Origin of the sequence: Parabacteroides sp. AF48-14 (genome assembly GCF_003477465.1) — a bacterium.
Lineage (GTDB): Bacteria > Bacteroidota > Bacteroidia > Bacteroidales > Tannerellaceae > Parabacteroides > Parabacteroides acidifaciens.
Map to the genome: position 1 here is coordinate 14,762 of NZ_QUDI01000056.1, position 16,881 is coordinate 31,642.

General features: G+C 50.2%; 11 protein-coding genes and 2 pseudogenes. 6 read left to right on the forward strand and 7 right to left on the reverse strand.

Annotated elements, in window-relative coordinates; genetic code table 11:
* Positions 1-3: 3 nt before the first annotated feature.
* From DW083_RS19545 to DW083_RS23695, 5 genes and pseudogenes are all read left to right on the forward strand, one after another.
* A complete protein-coding gene (locus DW083_RS19545; RefSeq protein ID WP_122333551.1) occupies positions 4-3,219 on the forward strand; it encodes an efflux RND transporter permease subunit in 3,216 nt (1,071 codons plus the stop codon).
* Positions 3,216-4,581, forward strand: a pseudogene (locus DW083_RS19550) (TolC family protein). Before DW083_RS19545 ends, DW083_RS19550 begins: the two are co-directional and overlap by 4 nt.
* A gap of 143 nt (positions 4,582-4,724) precedes the next feature.
* Positions 4,725-7,081, forward strand: a pseudogene (locus DW083_RS19555) (FtsX-like permease family protein).
* 40 nt (positions 7,082-7,121) lie between these two features.
* Positions 7,122-8,900 carry an ABC transporter permease gene (locus DW083_RS19560; protein WP_370039440.1) on the forward strand — a complete coding sequence of 593 codons (1,779 nt, stop codon included), beginning with the start codon at positions 7,122-7,124 and terminating at the stop codon, positions 8,898-8,900.
* Positions 8,849-9,505 carry an ABC transporter permease gene (locus tag DW083_RS23695; protein WP_370039442.1) on the forward strand — a complete coding sequence of 219 codons (657 nt, stop codon included), beginning with the start codon at positions 8,849-8,851 and terminating at the stop codon, positions 9,503-9,505. Before DW083_RS19560 ends, DW083_RS23695 begins: the two co-directional genes overlap by 52 nt.
* A gap of 2 nt (positions 9,506-9,507) precedes the next feature.
* Here DW083_RS23695 and DW083_RS19565 read toward each other — a convergent pair whose 3' ends face one another.
* From DW083_RS19565 to kbl, 5 genes are all read right to left on the reverse strand, one after another.
* Positions 9,508-11,277, reverse strand: a complete 1,770-nt coding sequence (locus tag DW083_RS19565; protein ID WP_122333552.1) for an ATP-binding protein — start codon at positions 11,275-11,277, stop codon at positions 9,508-9,510.
* 16 nt (positions 11,278-11,293) lie between these two features.
* Complete coding sequence (locus DW083_RS19570; protein ID WP_122333553.1) at positions 11,294-11,980, reverse strand: response regulator transcription factor; 687 nt, start codon at positions 11,978-11,980, stop codon at positions 11,294-11,296.
* A gap of 104 nt (positions 11,981-12,084) precedes the next feature.
* The gene (locus DW083_RS19575) at positions 12,085-12,930 is read right to left on the reverse strand and encodes a histidinol-phosphatase (RefSeq protein ID WP_122333554.1); all 846 of its coding nucleotides are present in this window, start codon (positions 12,928-12,930) and stop codon (positions 12,085-12,087) included.
* A gap of 35 nt (positions 12,931-12,965) precedes the next feature.
* A complete protein-coding gene (locus tag DW083_RS19580; RefSeq protein WP_115500791.1) occupies positions 12,966-13,205 on the reverse strand; it encodes a hypothetical protein in 240 nt (79 codons plus the stop codon).
* Between the two features lie 123 nt (positions 13,206-13,328).
* Positions 13,329-14,519 carry a glycine C-acetyltransferase gene (gene kbl, locus DW083_RS19585; RefSeq protein ID WP_122333555.1) on the reverse strand — a complete coding sequence of 397 codons (1,191 nt, stop codon included), beginning with the start codon at positions 14,517-14,519 and terminating at the stop codon, positions 13,329-13,331.
* Positions 14,520-14,698: 179 nt separating this feature from the next.
* Here kbl and DW083_RS19590 point away from each other — a divergent pair, with 179 nt between their 5' ends.
* Positions 14,699-15,652, forward strand: coding sequence for an NAD-dependent epimerase/dehydratase family protein (locus tag DW083_RS19590; protein ID WP_122333556.1), 954 nt, complete (start codon positions 14,699-14,701; stop codon positions 15,650-15,652).
* 160 nt (positions 15,653-15,812) lie between these two features.
* Here the strand turns inward: DW083_RS19590 and DW083_RS19595 are convergent, their stop codons facing one another.
* Together DW083_RS19595 and DW083_RS19600 are read right to left on the reverse strand one after the other, a co-directional pair.
* Complete coding sequence (locus tag DW083_RS19595; protein ID WP_122333557.1) at positions 15,813-16,211, reverse strand: HEPN domain-containing protein; 399 nt, start codon at positions 16,209-16,211, stop codon at positions 15,813-15,815.
* Positions 16,208-16,516, reverse strand: coding sequence for a nucleotidyltransferase domain-containing protein (locus DW083_RS19600; protein WP_122333558.1), 309 nt, complete (start codon positions 16,514-16,516; stop codon positions 16,208-16,210). Before DW083_RS19600 ends, DW083_RS19595 begins: the two co-directional genes overlap by 4 nt.
* Positions 16,517-16,881 lie beyond the last annotated feature (365 nt).

Consider the following 16,881-nt stretch of genomic DNA (forward strand, 5'->3'; position numbering starts at 1 on the left):
AAGATGAATTTAAGAACCTTTATAGAACGCCCCATTCTGTCGGCTGTAATCTCTATTTCGATCGTAGTTGTGGGCATCATCGGGCTGTTTACATTGCCCGTCGAACAATATCCGGATATCGCTCCGCCAACCATACAGGTCAGCACGACCTATTTCGGTGCGAGTGCGGAGACTCTGTTGAAAAGCGTTGTCGCCCCGTTGGAAGAGGCCATCAACGGCGTGGAAGATATGACGTATATGACCTCGACCGCTTCCAATGCCGGAACGGTCAGTATCACCGTCTACTTCAAACAAGGCACAAACCCCGATATGGCAGCCGTCAACGTGCAGAACCGTGTCTCGAAAGCAACCGGGCAGCTGCCGGCCGAAGTGACGCAGGTAGGTGTCACTACCTCCAAGCGTCAAACCAGTATCTTGCAGATGTTTTCGCTTCACAGTCCCGACGACACTTACGACGAGAAGTTCCTTTCCAACTACATCAGTATCAATCTTAAACCCTCGATACTCCGAATCCAGGGCGTGGGAGACATGATGATCATGGGGGGAGATTACAGTATGCGTATTTGGATGAAACCGGATGTGATGGCACAGTACAAATTGATCCCGACAGATGTAAGCCAGGTGCTGGCAGAACAAAACATCGAATCGGCAACCGGTTCTTTCGGTGAGAACTCCGACGAGACTTACCAGTACACGATGAAGTACACCGGCCGCCTGATCACCCCGGAAGAATTCGGCGAAATCGTTATCCGCTCGACCGACGACGGCGAAGTCCTGAAGCTGAAAGAAATAGCTGATATCGAGATGGGAGAGGAAAGTTACGCCTATCATGGTAATATGGACAGCCATCCCGGTATTTCCTGCATGATCTTCCAGACGGCAGGCTCAAACGCGACCGAAGTCAACAAGAATATCGACGCTTTCCTGGAAGAAGCGCGTAAAGACTTGCCGAAAGGCATCGAACTGACCCAGGTGATGAGTTCCAACGACTTTCTTTTCGCCTCTATCCATGAGGTTGTCAAGACATTGCTCGAAGCGATTCTGTTGGTTATCCTGGTGGTATATGTCTTCTTGCAGGATATCCGTTCTACGGTCATCCCGTTGGTCGGAATCGTGGTGTCATTGATCGGTACGTTCGCCTTTATGTCCATTGCCGGATTCAGTATCAACCTGATCACGCTGTTTGCTCTCGTATTGGTGATCGGTACGGTGGTGGACGATGCCATAGTCGTCGTCGAGGCCGTGCAGGCACGCTTCGACGTGGGTTACCGTTCTTCCTATATGGCAAGTATCGACGCGATGAAGGGAATCAGTAATGCAGTCATTACCTCTTCGCTCGTCTTTATGGCCGTTTTTATTCCGGTTTCGTTTATGAGCGGGACCTCCGGAACGTTCTATACGCAGTTCGGTCTGACGATGGCGGTGGCCGTCGGTATCTCGGCAGTCAATGCCTTAACATTGAGCCCGGCGCTTTGTGCGCTTTTCCTGAAACCGTATATCAATGAAGACGGGACGCAGAACAATAACTTCGCCGCCCGCTTCCGTAAGGCGTTCAACGCCGCTTTCGACCGGATGGTGGAGAAATACAAGAAAGGCGTCCTGTTCTTTATCAAGCGCAAGTGGATGGTCTGGACATTGATGGCCTGCTCGGTCGTTTTGCTGATGTTCCTGATGAACACGACCAAGACCAGCCTCGTGCCGGACGAGGACCAGGGCGTTGTTTTCGTAAATGTCAGTACGGCAGCCGGCAGTTCGTTGAAAACAACCAACGATGTGATGGCGCGGATCGAGAAACGTGTGGAAAACATCCCGCAGGTGCTCCACGTCCAGCGTGTTGCCGGCTATGGCTTGCTGGCCGGTCAGGGAAACTCGTTCGGTATGCTCGTCCTGAAGCTGAAACCCTGGGATGAACGCCCCGGAAAGGATGAAGACGTGCAGGCCGTGATCGGACAGATCTACGGGCGTACGGCAGACATAAAGGATGCCAGCATTTTTGCCATCTCGCCGGGGATGATTCCGGGTTACGGTATGGGAAATGCCTTGGAACTGCATATGCAGGACCGCATGGGAGGCGATATAGGCACATTCTTTACAACAACGCAACAATATCTCGGCGCCCTGAACCAGCGTCCGGAAATCTCGATGGCCTATTCCACTTTTGATATCCGCTATCCGCAATGGACAGTCGAAGTGGATGCTGCGAAATGTAAACGTGCCGGCATTACATCTGATGCCGTATTGGGAACACTGTCGGGTTATTACGGCGGGCAATATGTCTCCAACTTCAACCGCTTCTCCAAAGTCTACAAGGTGATGATACAGGCAGACCCGAAGTACCGCGTCGATGAGTCTTCACTCAACAATATTTTTGTCCGCATGTCCAACGGCGAGATGGCACCTCTCGGCCAGTTCGTAAGGTTGACACGCAGTTATGGGGCGGAATCCTTGAGCCGCTTCAATATGTATAATTCCATTGCCGTGAATGCCATGCCGGCGGACGGCTACAGCACAGGCGACGCTATCCGCGCCGTACAGGAAACGGCTTTCGAGGCTCTTCCTAAAGGTTATAGCTACGATTTCGGCGGTATCACCCGTGAAGAGAACAGCCAGAGCAATACAACGGTGGTCATCTTCGGCATCTGCTTCCTGATGATTTATCTGATACTTAGCGCGCTGTACGAAAGTTTCCTGATCCCGTTTGCCGTCTTGCTATCCGTTCCATTCGGCTTGACCGGTTCTTTCCTTTTTGCCAAGATGATGGGATTGGAGAATAATATATACTTGCAGACAGGTCTGATCATGTTGATCGGTTTACTGTCCAAGACTGCAATCTTGCTGACCGAGTATGCCGCCGAGCGTCGCAAGGCAGGCATGAGCCTGACATCGGCAGCCCTCTCGGCCGCTAAAGCCCGTTTACGTCCGATCCTGATGACAGCCGGAACAATGGTGTTCGGATTGCTGCCTCTGATGATGGCGACAGGAGTCGGTGCAAACGGAAACAGCTCACTCGGAGCAGGTACTGTAGGAGGTATGCTGATCGGAACGCTGGCACTACTGTTTATCGTACCTTCCTTGTTCATCGTCTTCCAATACTTACAGGAAAAGGTACGTCCCATTCAGTTTCAGCCGGCCTCCGATTGGCAGATACAGGAAGAATATGTAGAAGCAAAGGAGGAAAGAGAACGTCATATTGAAAGTAAAAAAGCAGAGAAGAAATGAAAATCAACATAATCATATCAACCGTCGCAGCACTCGCACTGAGTAGCTGCGGCATCTATACAACCTATAAGCCGGCTACTGAAGTCCCGGATGATTTATATGGGAGAGAGGTTACAGCTGCCGATACATCCGGCAATTTCAGTAATCTCGACTGGCGGGAAATCTTTACCGATCCGCAACTCCAGGCCCTTATCGAACAGGGATTGCAGAGCAACACCGACCTTCAATCCGCCCGCCTGCGCGTCGAGGAGGCAGAGGCCACATTGATGTCTGCCCGCCTGGCCTATCTGCCTCATTTGCACTCTCACCTCAGGGAACAGTAAGCAGTTTCGACGGAGGGAAGGCTACGCAAACTTATTCCATCCCCGTCACCGCCAGTTGGGAACTGGATATCTTCGGCCGTATTCGTAACGCCAAGCGTCAAGCTAAAGCGTTGCTCGAACAAAGCCACGATTACCGGCAAGCTGTCCAGACACAATTGATATCAGGCATCGCAAATACCTATTATACCCTGCTGATGCTGGATGAACAGTTGGCTATCTCTATCCAGACGGAGAAATCATGGAAGGAAACAGTCGAATCGACCGTGCCTTGATGGATGCCGGCCTGGCTAATGATGCAGCCGTTTCACAAATGGAGGCCACTTACTACAGTATCTCTACTTCGATTCTCGATTTAAGGGAACAGATCAACCAGGTCGAGAACAGCCTGTCGCTGTTGCTTGCCGAGACACCCCACGACATCGAGCGTGGCAAGCTGTCCGGACAATCGTTGCCGGAACATCTTGCTGTCGGCATTCCCGTCCAGATGCTTGCCGGTCGTCCGGATGTACGCAGTGCGGAACATGCGCTCGAAAGTGCTTTTTATGTGACAAACCAGGCGCGATCGGCCTTTTATCCCTCAATCATGCTAAGCGGCAGTGCAGGGTGGACCAATTCAGCCGGTAGCATGATTGTAAACCCGGGCAAATTCCTGGCGTCGGCCATCGGTTCGCTCACGCAACCCCTGTTCAACCGGGGTGCAAATATCGCCCAACTAAAAATAGTCAAGGCACAGCAGGAAGAGGCACGGCTTGCTTTCCAGCAATCCCTGTTGAATGCCGGGTCGGAAGTAAACGATGCTTTGATGAAATATCAAACAGCAAAAGAAAAGTCCGATCTGTATGAAAAGCAGCTTACAGCATTGGAAAAAGCTTCCGAAAGCACCTCTTTGTTGATGAAGTATGGAAACACGACCTATCTGGAAGTCTTGACCGCCCGGCAAAGCCTGCTGTCCGCCCGATTGACACAAGTAGCCAACCGTTTTGCAGAGATACAAGGCATGATCAGTTTATATCAGGCATTAGGGGGAGGAAGGGATTGACTGTAAAAAACTTGGACACCTCTGTCTAAATTTTTGACAGATAAGGTGAAATGGAAGTTCTATATATGCTTGTATTTTAGTGTTTTAAATCTGGTGGCATGGTTTTTGCTTTATATTGAGCGAATAAATAAATGCAATTCATTATGAAAACACTTCTGCGCAATTTCTTGAGCGTATTCCGACGCTTCCAGATGGCAACATTGCTGAATGTTGCAGGGCTTACAGTTGCTTTCGCCGCTTTTCTGATCATTATGATGCAGATTGAATATGAGCGCAATTTTGATCGCTGTCATCCGACGGCCGACCGGGTTGTACGCCTGGATCGCGTCAGGGGTGCGGATGATAAATTCGCTCCTATTCTGTCAAGGGCTTTTGCTGATGCTGTCTTTCAGTCATCTCCGCATATCGAAAAGTCAACTTTGATTCTGACTATCTGGTATCCTTTTTACTTTAAGGTTGGAGAAGGGGAAAAACGGCGTGGATTTCAGGAAACATTCGGACTTTGTTATCCGGAGATTGTCGATGTATTCGACTTTACTATTCTTGAAGGTGATAAATATTGTTTGCGGAATCCGGATATGGCTATGATACCCGAGAGCTTGGCCAAGCGCATGTTTGATGATGCCTCTGCCATCGGACAGCATATTATCACTACCCATAATCTCGGAGAATCGACCAGTATGACGGTGGGAGCCGTCTATAAAGACTTTCCCAAGAACACCCAGTTGGAAAATTATATCTACTTGCCGCTTGATGATTTCGGAAAAGAAGATTGGCATACGCAATGTTTTATCGGTTATATGTTGCTCGATAAACCGGAATCGCGCCAAGCTGTAGAGGAAAACTTCAATCGTATATTCAACTTTAAGGAACATTATAACAATGAGGATATGCATATCAGTCTCGTGCCATTGACCGATATTTATTATCGGCCGACATCACTGAGCGACTATATTAAATCCGGCGATCCGTCGACCGTTCATCTGTTATTCCTGATCGCCTTGTTGGTTATCCTGGTTGCAGGTATTAATTTTACCAATTTCAGTACTTCACTGGCTCCGATACGAATGAGAAGTATCAATACGCAAAAGGTGCTTGGCAGTTCTGTCAGCGAACTTCGGTTGGCTTTGGTGAGTGAGGCGGTATGTGTCAGTATATTGGCTTGTTTATTAGCTTTTCTATTGGTTTATGTATTGAATGAGTTGCAATGGTTGTCGTTTGTTGAGGCAGATACATTATTGCGGAACCATATAGGGTTGATGGGTATCCTGCTGGTTGTCTCGGTTGGGATCGGTTTGGTTGCCGGGCTCTATCCGGCATGGTATATGACCTCTTTCTCACCGGCGCTGGTGTTAAAAGGCAATTTCGGGCTTTCGAAAAGCGGACGCAGGATGCGCACGGTGTTGATCGGCTTCCAATATATCATCTCGATCGGCTGATCATCGGTGCGATGTTCATACAGTTGCAGAACCGGCATATGCGCGAGTTCAACTTAGGGTTCGACAAGGACCAGATCGCCATTGTCGAGCTGAATCCGGAGATGGCTATGTTGCACAAAGATGCTTATTCGGCCAAATTAAAGGAATACCCAGAGATCGAGGATGTCGCTTTCTCGTCACTCTTGGTCGGAGGGAAGGATTCATACATGATGCAGTCAATGAAATATGGAGATAAAGAGTATTATACCTATATGCTCTCTGTTTCGTGGAACTTCCTGCGCGTGATGGGGATAGAGGTGACGGAAGGACGGGACTTTACGGAGGCGGATGCCAAGCGTGACACGGTAACGACATTCATCTATAACCGCTCCGCCCGCGAACGCATTCAGATGGAGGCGGGGCATGAGATTTCTGGCAGCATGAAAGGATATATCGCCGGATTTACGGATGATGTACGGGTTGTTTCTTTCCGGCTTGGGGGAGAGGAGGCAGATGTCGCCTTCATTGTCAACCATGATCCGAAGCCGGTGTCTTATATCCGCCTGCGGGCAGGGGCAAACGCTGAAGAGGCAGTCAATCATATCCATGAGGCGCTGGCATCGATCGACCCTGCTTATCCGGCCGATATCCGCTTTTACGATTCTGTGTTCGACCAGCTTTATCATAAGGAGCAATATCTAAAGAACATCATTTCCTTGTTCGGGCTTCTGGCAATTATTCTTTCGATCGTTGGCGTGTTCGGGCTGGTTTTCTTCGAAACGCAGTACCGGCGCAAGGAGATAGGCATCCGTAAGGTGTATGGTGCGTCGATCGGGGAGATCCTGGTGATGTTCAACCTGATTTACCTGCGTATTGTCTTGATATGCTTCGTGATTGCTGCACCGGTTGCCTGGTATGGAGTAAATAAGTGGCTGGAGAACTTCTCTTCACGTACACCTGTCTATTGGTGGACATTCCCATTGGCTTTTCTGATGATCGCTCTGGTTACGGCAGCGACTGTAACATTCCAGAACTGGCAGGCTGCGACGGAGAATCCGGTGGAGAGCATACATATAGAGTAGGATTAGGAATTTTGAATTATGGATATATGAATAATAGATTATGAAGACACTTGTACGTAATTTTCTCGGCATGTTCCGGCGTTTTCAGATGGCGATGTTCCTGAATGTTGCCGGGCTTTCGGTCGCTTTTGCCGCGTTTCTGATCCTGATGATGCAGGTACGGTATGATTACGGCTTCGACCGTTGTCATCCGAAGGCCGACCGGATTTTTCTGGCTGAACTTTGTGACAGTGTCATGGCCGACGGGCGTGTGATCTATCCGGGGGCGTTCCCCGACGTGCTGATCGCCTCGTCTCCGCATATCGAGGCAGGGACGCTGATTACGCCTTACGATAAACGCTACTACCTTACGATCGGTGATGGAAACGACCAGAAGGGGTTCCGTGAACGGGTCACGACTTGTCTTCCCGATATTGTGAATATCTTCGGATTCACCTTTGTCGAGGGCGACGGAAGTTGCCTCCAAGACCCGGAGAAGGCTATTATCCCGGAAAGTCTGGCTCGGCGAATGTTCGCCGGCGAACCGGCTGTCGGCCGACAGATCCATTCGCACGACTGGGTCTGGACCAAGACGGTAAAAAACATGACGGTAGGGGCCGTCTACCGCGATTTCCCTGAGAATACGCAGCTAAGCAACAATATCTACATGGCGATCGACGCCTCTTTCCGCAAACCGACGGAGTGGGGCGGGTCGAACTGGCTATGCTACCTGCTGCTCGACAGCCCGGAGTCTGCCGCCGCCGTGGAGGACAACTTTAACCGTACGTTCGACTACTCGCAGATCTGGGGAGCGGATCATCTGCACCTGCATCTGATCCCGCTCGGCGATATACATTATATGAATATGCAGGATGTGTGGGGCGCAAGCCCGCTGAAGACGCAGAACCCGGACACGGTACGCCTGCTTTTCTTTATCGGCTGGCTGATCCTGCTGATTGCGGCGGTCAATTATATGAATTTCAGTACGGCGCTGACGCCGATGCGCATCCGGAGCATCAATACGCAGAAAGTGTTGGGAAGCCCTGCCGGGGCGCTCCGCCTTTCGCTATTAGTAGAGGCGGCGGGGATTTGCCTTGTTGCCTATGTCCTGGCGCTTGTCTGGATTTACCTGCTCAATAGGGGGCAGCTCCTCTCGTTTGTCGAGGCGGATATCAGTTTACTATCCAATCTTTCCGTCGTGACTGCGACGGGGGCGATTGCTTTGCTGGTAGGCGTGCTGGCGGGTGTCTATCCGGCTTATTACATTACGTCTTTCCCTCCGGCGTTGGTGTTGAAGGGGAGTTTCGGGCTGTCGCCTGCCGGGAAGCGGCTGCGTACGGCATTGATCGGGTTGCAGTATGTCGTTTCTATCGCTCTGATTGTCGGAGCTTGTATCATCCAGTTGCAGAACTACTTCATGCGGCATTATAACTTAGGTTTCGACTGCGACCGGATTGTTATAGCGGAGTTGAGCAACGAGATGTCGGGCAAGCATCGCGATGCGTATGTCGACCAGTTGATGAAGTATCCGGAGATTGAGAACGTTGCCTTCGCTTTCCAGAAGTTCGGCGGCGAGGATTCCTATTCCACGTATGAATTCTCCTGTAAGGAAGAAACGTTTAATGGCTTTCTGCTCAACGTATCGCCATCCTTCCTCGATGTCATGGGCATCCGGTTGACGGAAGGGGATAATTTCAGCCGTACGGACGAGCGAGACAGCCTGAACCACTTCGTCTTCAACGAGACGCGCGCCGGGCGAACGACCTCCACCTCGGTGACCTGGTCGATATGGGCTGGGGGCCTGGCCGCATCGTGGGCTTTACCGATGATGTGCTGCTGACCTCAATGCGCGAGGAGAAAACCAATATGGCCTTCTTAGTCTCGACGCCGAAGGTGATGCAGCCGCTCAATTTCTCGTATATCCGCTTGCGTGCCGGGGCTGATGCCGAGAAAGTCGTCGGCTATATCCGCGAAGCTGCGGCCAATATAGATGCATCCTATCCGTTGGAGATCGAGTTCTACGACTCCCTGTACAATCAGCTCTATCATCGCGAGGAGTTTGTGAAGCAGATGGTGACGTGGTCCAGCGTGTTGGCGATCCTGATCTCGATAGTAGGTGTTTTCGGCCTGGTGATCTTCGAGACGCAGTATCGCCGGAAGGAGATCGGCATCCGTAAGGTGCACGGGGCGACGGTGGCGGATATCCTGCTGATGTTTAACCGCAAATATTTCTATATCGTGGTCGTCTGCTTCATTCTGGCTACGCCTGTCGCCTATATGTTAGCTTCCGGTTGGCTGAAGACGTTTGTTTATCGGACGCCTGTTTATTGGTGGGTATTTGTTCTGGCCTTCGGCATCATCCTACTTGTTACCCTCCTCACCGTTTCCTTCCAGAACTGGCGTACAGCCCGGGAGAATCCGGTGGAGAGCATACATGTGGAGTAGGATTATATCTTTTTCTTTAAGGTGAAGAAGAAGGTCATCCCTTTGCCCAGGCCGCTCTTAGCGGAGATCTGCCCCTTGTGGAAGTTCACGCCGTTTTTGACGATGGAGAGGCCCAGTCCTGTCCCGCCGACCTTGCGGCTGCGGCCTTTGTCGACACGGTAGAAGCGTTCGAAGATACGGTTGATATGTTCTTCGGAGATGCCGACGCCGTTATCCGTGAAGCTGAAGTAATAGAACTTAGGATCTTCCTTGTAACAGTTGACCGTGATGTGGATGCCGTCGCCGGCGTATGCGATCGCGTTGTCGTAGAGGTTGCGGAAGATCGAATAGAGCAGCGAGTAGTTGCCGTATATCGTCGGGTTGCCCGGCAGGATCGCTTCCGTTGTGATCTTCTTTTCCTCGATCTCTTTCGAGCATTCTTTTTCGATCTCGCCGATCAGTTTCGGGATGTTCACATCCGATAGTTCGAACATCTCGGAGGCTTCGTCCAGGCGGTTCAGCACGGAGATGTCACGCAGCAGACCTGTCAGGCGCGTGCTCTGCGAGTAGCAGCGTTCGAGGAAGAACTGGCGCTTCTCGTCCGGCAGTGTCGGGTTGCTGATGATGGTTTCTAAATATCCCTGGATGCTGCTGACGGGGGTCTTCAGCTCGTGCGCCACGTTCTGCGTCAACTGGCGTTTCATCCGGCTCTCTTCCTCCTGGCGCGAGATGTCGTTGATGGAAATCTCGTAGCTGTTGTCGAGGAACAGGATGCATTCGATCAGGAAAATCTTCCCGTTCTTGTCTATCGTGACCGATTCGCGCAAGACTTTCCGCTTGCGGTTTGTATTGGGGATATTCTTACTCAGGAAAAGGTGGATCGGTTCGAGTTCCGGTATGTCGATCGCATCTTCCGACTGCCGTATCTGGATGTCGGAGATCACGTTGGCAAACTGCACGTAGAGGATGTTGGACAATATCTCCCTGCCTTCCGCTGTGAACATGGCAAACCCTTCTTTGGCATACTGGAAGTGCTTGATCAGCTTTTCGCGCTCCATCGAAAGCTCGTTTTTGGCCTTCTGCTGGCGGTGGTAGAGGCTGACGATATTTTTGGAGATATCCCCCAACTCATCGTTCGGGAATGTATATTCATTTTCCGGTATCCGGTCTTTCTCCACGTTCAAGGCGAAATCGCGTAGTTTCGAGATCGTCCGCCCGATACTGAACGTGAAGCGGGAGAGGACGAAAAAGAATATCAGCGTCATCAGGGCCATGAAGTAGACGAAATCCGTGTCGATCGTCAGGACGCGTTGCGTGTACGGGTCCCAGGGCAGGGCGGAGCGGTAGATGTATCCGCCTATATTCGTTGCCGTGTAGAAATAGCGTTTTCCCGTCGAGTTGGACGAGCGGATGGCAAACCCTTCGTTGTAAAGGCGTGCCTTGCGCACTTCGCTGCGGTCGTTATGGTTGTTGAACTCTTCTGCCCCGCTGTTGTCGAACAGGACTTTGCCGTCGGGATTGATAATCGTGACGCGCAGGTCCTTTTGCGGGATCTCGCTGATAAACAGGTGGACTACTTTATTAATATCTTCAGCCTGCTGCGTGCGGCGAAACAGTTGGTAGTTATAATTCCCCAGTACATTATTCAACTTCTCCTGTGCAAACTCCCGCTCCCTTTGATACTGGAACAACAGGAAACAAGCCGTAAACCCCAGGAACATGGCGAATATCGACCAGAAGAGCCGCTGGCTGAAAGGTATTCTGTTTTTTGTCCCCGATTCTATTTTAACCATTTTCCGTATTCTTTGATTAGCCTTCAAAACAATAACCGAAACCGAGGCGGGTGACGATGTTCTTTCCGTACGGCCCGATCTTCTTACGTAACCGGGTGATGTTTACATCGATGGTGCGGTCGAGCACGTAGACCTCGTCTTTCCATATCCGGGAAAGGATTTCCTCGCGCGAGAATACATTTCCTTTGTTCTCCAACAGCAGTCTTAGTATTTCGAATTCCTTCTTGGTGAGGGATACTTCCTGGCCGTCGACAGTCGCCTTGATGCGCTTTATGTCGAGCGAAAGTGTTTCGTATTCGAGAAGCTCGTTTTCCTGCGGTTTCTCTTTATCGGTCGTGCGGCGCAGCACGGCTTTCACGCGGGCTACGACCTGGCGGATCGAGAATGGTTTGGAGATATAGTCGTCTGCCCCTAAGTTGAAGCCTGTCAGCATATCGTTTTCCGTATCTTTGGCAGTCAGGAAGATGATAGGGATGCCGGCCGTCTTCTCGTTTTTCTGCAGGATACTGGCCATCTTGAAACCGGATATTTCACCCATCATGACGTCCAGCAGCAGCAATTGGTAAGAAGGGATATCCATCTTCAGGGCTTCTTCGGCACTGAAGGCGGTGTCTACTTCATATCCTTCTATTTCGAGATTGAACTTAAGGATCTCACACAAATCCTCTTCATCGTCCACCACAAGAATCTTTTGCATATCCATAACCGATGTGTCTTATTTATTACAAATATAATTTATTTCTGCAAAGGACGCAGTTCGGTATTTCGAAGGAATGAAATACATGTTACGTTTCTGTTACAAATGCCTCAAATTGCTACATCCTCCCATTTTCCGCCGATAAGCTCGCGGGTGGATTTGAATCCCGCCTTTTTCAGCAGTTCGAATGCTTCGGCGCGTCCGTCGTTCACCAGGTCGGGATAATGACAGTCGGAGTTGACCATCACCGGGATACCCAGTTCGCACAGGCGGTACAGGTAATCGCTATGCGGGTAAAGCTTTTGTTTCTTTTGCAGGTTTTTGGTGTTGACTTCGACCATCAGCCCTTTCTCGGCAATCAGGTGCAGGCAGTCGTCGAGCGGCTTTTGGTACCAGTCGGCCTTCAGATCGAAGGCTTCGTATTTCTGTCCGTTCATATAGATTTTATCCATGTGCCCGACAATGTCGATCCCGCCGGCCTCGATCATCTTCAGCGTGGAGTTGAAATAGCGGGCGACCAGTTTGCGGATATCCCCTTCATAATAGGTATCGACCGAGTTCCGGTAATCCCTGAAAGAACCGTCTATGCAAACCATATTCTCTTCCGTAAGCGGAAGGGCTACCGGCAGGAAATGAATGGAACCGATGCGGTAATCGAGCGGCAGGTTCCGGAAATAGGGGATAGAGGCATTATAAGTCTCATCTAAGAAGTCGATTTCCAGCCCGACATATATTTCCAGCTGGTCGCCATACTTCTTCTTCAGCCGTTCGATCTCCATCAAGTATTCAGGCATATCGTCCTTCGACATATTCCAGAACGTCTCAAACGGCAGCGGCGAATGGGAAGAAAAGCCGTAGGCCCGGAATCCATGCGAAACGGCAAACTTAACGAAGTCCTCCGGCGTGCTCCGCCCGTCACAAAAGGTACAATGACTATGATAGTTACTGAGTTGCATAATCTTTCTTGTCTGTTTTCACTTGTTTCATTACATTACTCGTCAAATGTTTTCATTATTCTCTTGAAGACTTCTTCGTGGTCCATGCCACCCCCTTCTCTCATCTCCTTTAATGTCTGGTCCAGTCTGGCATCCATTTCTTGCACGGAGTAGCAGAGGCCATAATCGATATCCTCTTCTTCGTTTTCTACCTCTACATAACTGAGTGTACGCAGATATTCGATAAGAGCTTTTGCTTCGGGACGGCTGTCGTCTATAGTTACGGTTGTTATCATATTCTTACGGTGTTTTTGTGATAGGGCAAAGATAGCTCTTTTCTTCAGAAGAGCAGTCGTTTTAAATGAAAAAGGCGAAGACAGTTTCCTGACTTCGCCCTTTGTCTTTTGAGAGAAGAAAACTTACTTGATAACCTTCAGTTCTTTTCCTACTTTGATGAATGCGGCAATCGCCTTGTCCAGATGTTCTTTTTCGTGGCCGGCGGACAACTGTACGCGGATACGGGCCTGGTCTTTCGGTACTACCGGATAGTAGAAGCCGGTTACATAAATACCCTCTTCCTGCATACGGGCAGCGAAGTCCTGAGACAGCTTAGCGTCATACAGCATAACGGCACAGATAGCCGATTGAGTCGGTTTGATGTCGAAACCGGCAGCCATCATCTTGTCGCGGAAGTAGCTGACATTGCCCATCAGTTTCGTATGCAAAGCATCGCTCTCCTTCAACATCTTGAACATTTCCAAGCTGGCGCCGACGATAGCCGGAGCAACCGAGTTGGAGAACAGATAAGGACGTGAACGCTGGCGCAACATATCGATGATTTCTTTCTTTCCGGTCGTGAATCCGCCCATAGCGCCACCGAATGCCTTACCCAATGTACCGGTGAAGATATCCACCTTTCCGTAGCAGTTGAACTGTTCGGCAACGCCGTGTCCCGTCGGGCCGACAACACCGGCAGAGTGAGATTCGTCGACCATCACTAATGCGTCGTACTTCTCGGCCAGTTCGCAAATTTTGTCCATCGGAGCGACATTTCCGTCCATCGAGAACACACCGTCTGTCGCGATGATGCGGTGACGCTGTGCCTGGGCTTCCTGCAGGCAACGTTCCAGGTCTGCCATGTCGGCATTCGCATAGCGATAGCGTTTAGCCTTGCACAGACGTACGCCGTCGATAATGGAAGCATGGTTCAATGCATCGGAGATGATGGCATCCTCTTCCGTGAACAACGGTTCGAACAATCCGCCGTTAGCGTCGAAGCAGGCAGCATACAAAATCGTATCTTCTGTCTTGAAGTAATCGGAGATAGCAGCCTCCAACTGTTTGTGCAAATCCTGTGTGCCGCAGATGAAACGGACGGACGACATACCGTATCCGTGTGTGTCCATAGCCTCTTTAGCCGCTTTGATCAGACGTTGGTTGTCCGACAGGCCTAAATAGTTGTTTGCGCAGAAGTTCAACACGTCGCTTCCTGCGTTTACCTTGATGTCAGCCCGTTGGGGAGTAGTGATGATACGCTCGTTCTTATACAATCCGGCAGCTTTGATGTTTGCCAGCTCCTGTGTCAGGAAATCTTTCAGTTTACCGTACATAACGTTTGTTTTTTGTTAGTATTATTTTAATTGACAATTGTCGATATTCAATTAGGCAGAGGCAAAGGTCACACTTTTTTTGAATATATAGACTAAAAAAACATAAGAAATTCGTGTAGGAATGCATTTATTCTCTATACCTTTGCCTCGGAAAAAAACTTAAAAGAACATCAAACGCAATGAAGAATGTATTAGTTATTGGTTCTACCGGCCAGATCGGATCGGAACTGACCATGAAGTTGAGAAGTATCTACGGTGGTAACATTGTAGCAGGTTATATCCCCGGACAGGAACCGAAAGGCGAATTGCTGGAATCAGGGCCTTCTGCAATCGTGGACATTACGAACGAGCAGCAGATTGCCGAGACAGTGTCCAAATACAAGGTAGATACGATTTATAACCTGGCAGCCCTCCTGTCTGCCGTAGCAGAAGCGAAACCGCAGCTTGCCTGGAAGATCGGTATGGGCGGTTTATTTAATGTATTGGAAGTAGCCCGCGAAATGCATTGTGCAGTGTTTACACCGAGTTCGATCGGCGTATTCGGCAATAACACGCCGAAGGACAAAACTCCGCAGGACACGATCCGCAACCCGCGCACCATGTACGGCGTGACGAAAGTCTCCGGCGAGCTGTTGAGCGACTACTACAATATCCGTTTCGGTGTCGACACGCGTTCCGTACGCTTCCCCGGCCTGATCTCATACGTGACACCTCCGGGCGGCGGTACGACAGACTATGCAGTCGATATCTACTACTCGGCCGCTAAAGGCGAAAAGTTCGTATGCCCGATCAAGCAAGGTACATTTATGGATATGATGTACATGCCGGACGGCCTGCGCGCCGCTATCGAGATTATGGAAGCCGACTCTACGAAGTTCGTTCACCGCAACTCCTTCAACATCGCCTCCATGAGCTTCGACCCGGAGATCATCTTCAACAACATCAAGAAGTATATGCCGGAGTTCCAGATGGAATACGACGTAGACCCGTTGCGCCAGGCTATCGCCGAATCATGGCCGAACTCCCTGGACGACACTTGTGCCCGCCAGGAATGGGGCTGGAAGCCGGAATACGACCTCGACTCCATGACGAAGGATATGTTGGCTAAACTAAAAGAACGTTTCAGCAAGTAATCCTCCTCCCATAAGTAAAGCCCTGTAATGGCGACACTTTTAGTGTCACTATTACAGGGCTTTTCATATCCTTGCGGTAAAGGGCTAAGAGCGAGGCACGCCCCTTTTAGCGTGTCATTGCGACCTGTCCCCGCGCCCCGACGCGGGGCCGCAAAAGAACTTAATTTGTCTCGGTTATCAGGCGCTCTATCATGTCGATGAAGAGGATGGCTTTCGGGTAGAGCTCGGTTACCTTCCTTTCGTCCATCATGATGTAGTCGTCGTAATCGCCGGTTTGACGGTAGTCGAACAGGTTGGTGTAGAAACGTGATTGTTCCTTGTCGACCATTCCGGGCAGCACAAATTCCTTACAGAATGCGTTTCGGATGCCGGAATGGGTCTTGACACTGATACCGTGTTTCAACAGCAGGGCGGCGACGGCATAATAGCAGGCATAATACATACGGCTGACGGCGGTGTTCCAGAAGCCGTGCTCTAAGTGGACGGGGATTTCGGATAATGTAGCCTTTGCGTTTTGCAGGCGCAAGGTTACAAGGATGTGTCTTTCTTCGTCTGTCATAGCAGTACTCCTTCCCTCATTACATTTTCATAAAAGGGGGTGACCAGCTTGCCCCATAGCTTTTTGGAAAAGACGCGGGGGCTGATCATTACACCTGTTTCTATTTCGATGTCATAAAGAGGATCGGTGATCTTCTCTTCTTCTTTCAGGCTTATCCGCTCCTTATCTACCAATATCAACAGGTCGATGTCACTATCCGGGCGGGCGTCGCCACGGGCTTCGCTGCCGTAAAGGATTGCTTGGGCTTCGGGGGCTACGCGGCGGAGGACTTCGCGGATGCGTTGTACGATTTCTGGACGGGTCATGACTGTAATGTATTATGTGTTATGCATTGCGAGAGACAAATATATGGAAAATATCTTTTCTTCTCTCTATTCTTCCTGTTATTTCATATCCCTGCACCGCAGGTTCTCTTTTGCCGTCCGTTTCAACGGACGGTTTAAAAGATTGGAGGCAGAGCCTCTTCCGCTGTGGGTTTGAACCCCCTTAGAATAGAGACGGTTCCTTGTTAAAGGGGTTCAAACCCGCAGAGGAATCCGGCAAAGCCGGGTGTTTATCAATCCGTTCGTTTTAGAGACTGTGTGAAAAAGACTTATTCTCCAATCAGATCAATACGCAGCCACGTTGTTTTTTGAAAAGTGAGATAGCCCCAAAAAGGCTGTTTAGAACG

Bases quoted from the DNA above. Each gene is read 5' to 3' on its own strand.
- DW083_RS19560 (WP_370039440.1), top strand. From the start codon at position 7,122: ATGAAGACACTTGTACGTAATTTTCTCGGCATGTTCCGGCGTTTTCAG.
- kbl (WP_122333555.1), bottom strand. From the start codon at position 14,519: ATGTACGGTAAACTGAAAGATTTCCTGACACAGGAGCTGGCAAACATC.
- DW083_RS19590 (WP_122333556.1), top strand. From the start codon at position 14,699: ATGAAGAATGTATTAGTTATTGGTTCTACCGGCCAGATCGGATCGGAA.
- DW083_RS19595 (WP_122333557.1), bottom strand. From the start codon at position 16,211: ATGACAGACGAAGAAAGACACATCCTTGTAACCTTGCGCCTGCAAAAC.
- DW083_RS19565 (WP_122333552.1), bottom strand. From the start codon at position 11,277: ATGGTTAAAATAGAATCGGGGACAAAAAACAGAATACCTTTCAGCCAG.
- DW083_RS19545 (WP_122333551.1), top strand. From the start codon at position 4: ATGAATTTAAGAACCTTTATAGAACGCCCCATTCTGTCGGCTGTAATC.
- DW083_RS23695 (WP_370039442.1), top strand. From the start codon at position 8,849: ATGGGCTGGGGGCCTGGCCGCATCGTGGGCTTTACCGATGATGTGCTG.
- DW083_RS19575 (WP_122333554.1), bottom strand. From the start codon at position 12,930: ATGCAACTCAGTAACTATCATAGTCATTGTACCTTTTGTGACGGGCGG.
- DW083_RS19580 (WP_115500791.1), bottom strand. From the start codon at position 13,205: ATGATAACAACCGTAACTATAGACGACAGCCGTCCCGAAGCAAAAGCT.
- DW083_RS19570 (WP_122333553.1), bottom strand. From the start codon at position 11,980: ATGGATATGCAAAAGATTCTTGTGGTGGACGATGAAGAGGATTTGTGT.
- DW083_RS19600 (WP_122333558.1), bottom strand. From the start codon at position 16,516: ATGACCCGTCCAGAAATCGTACAACGCATCCGCGAAGTCCTCCGCCGC.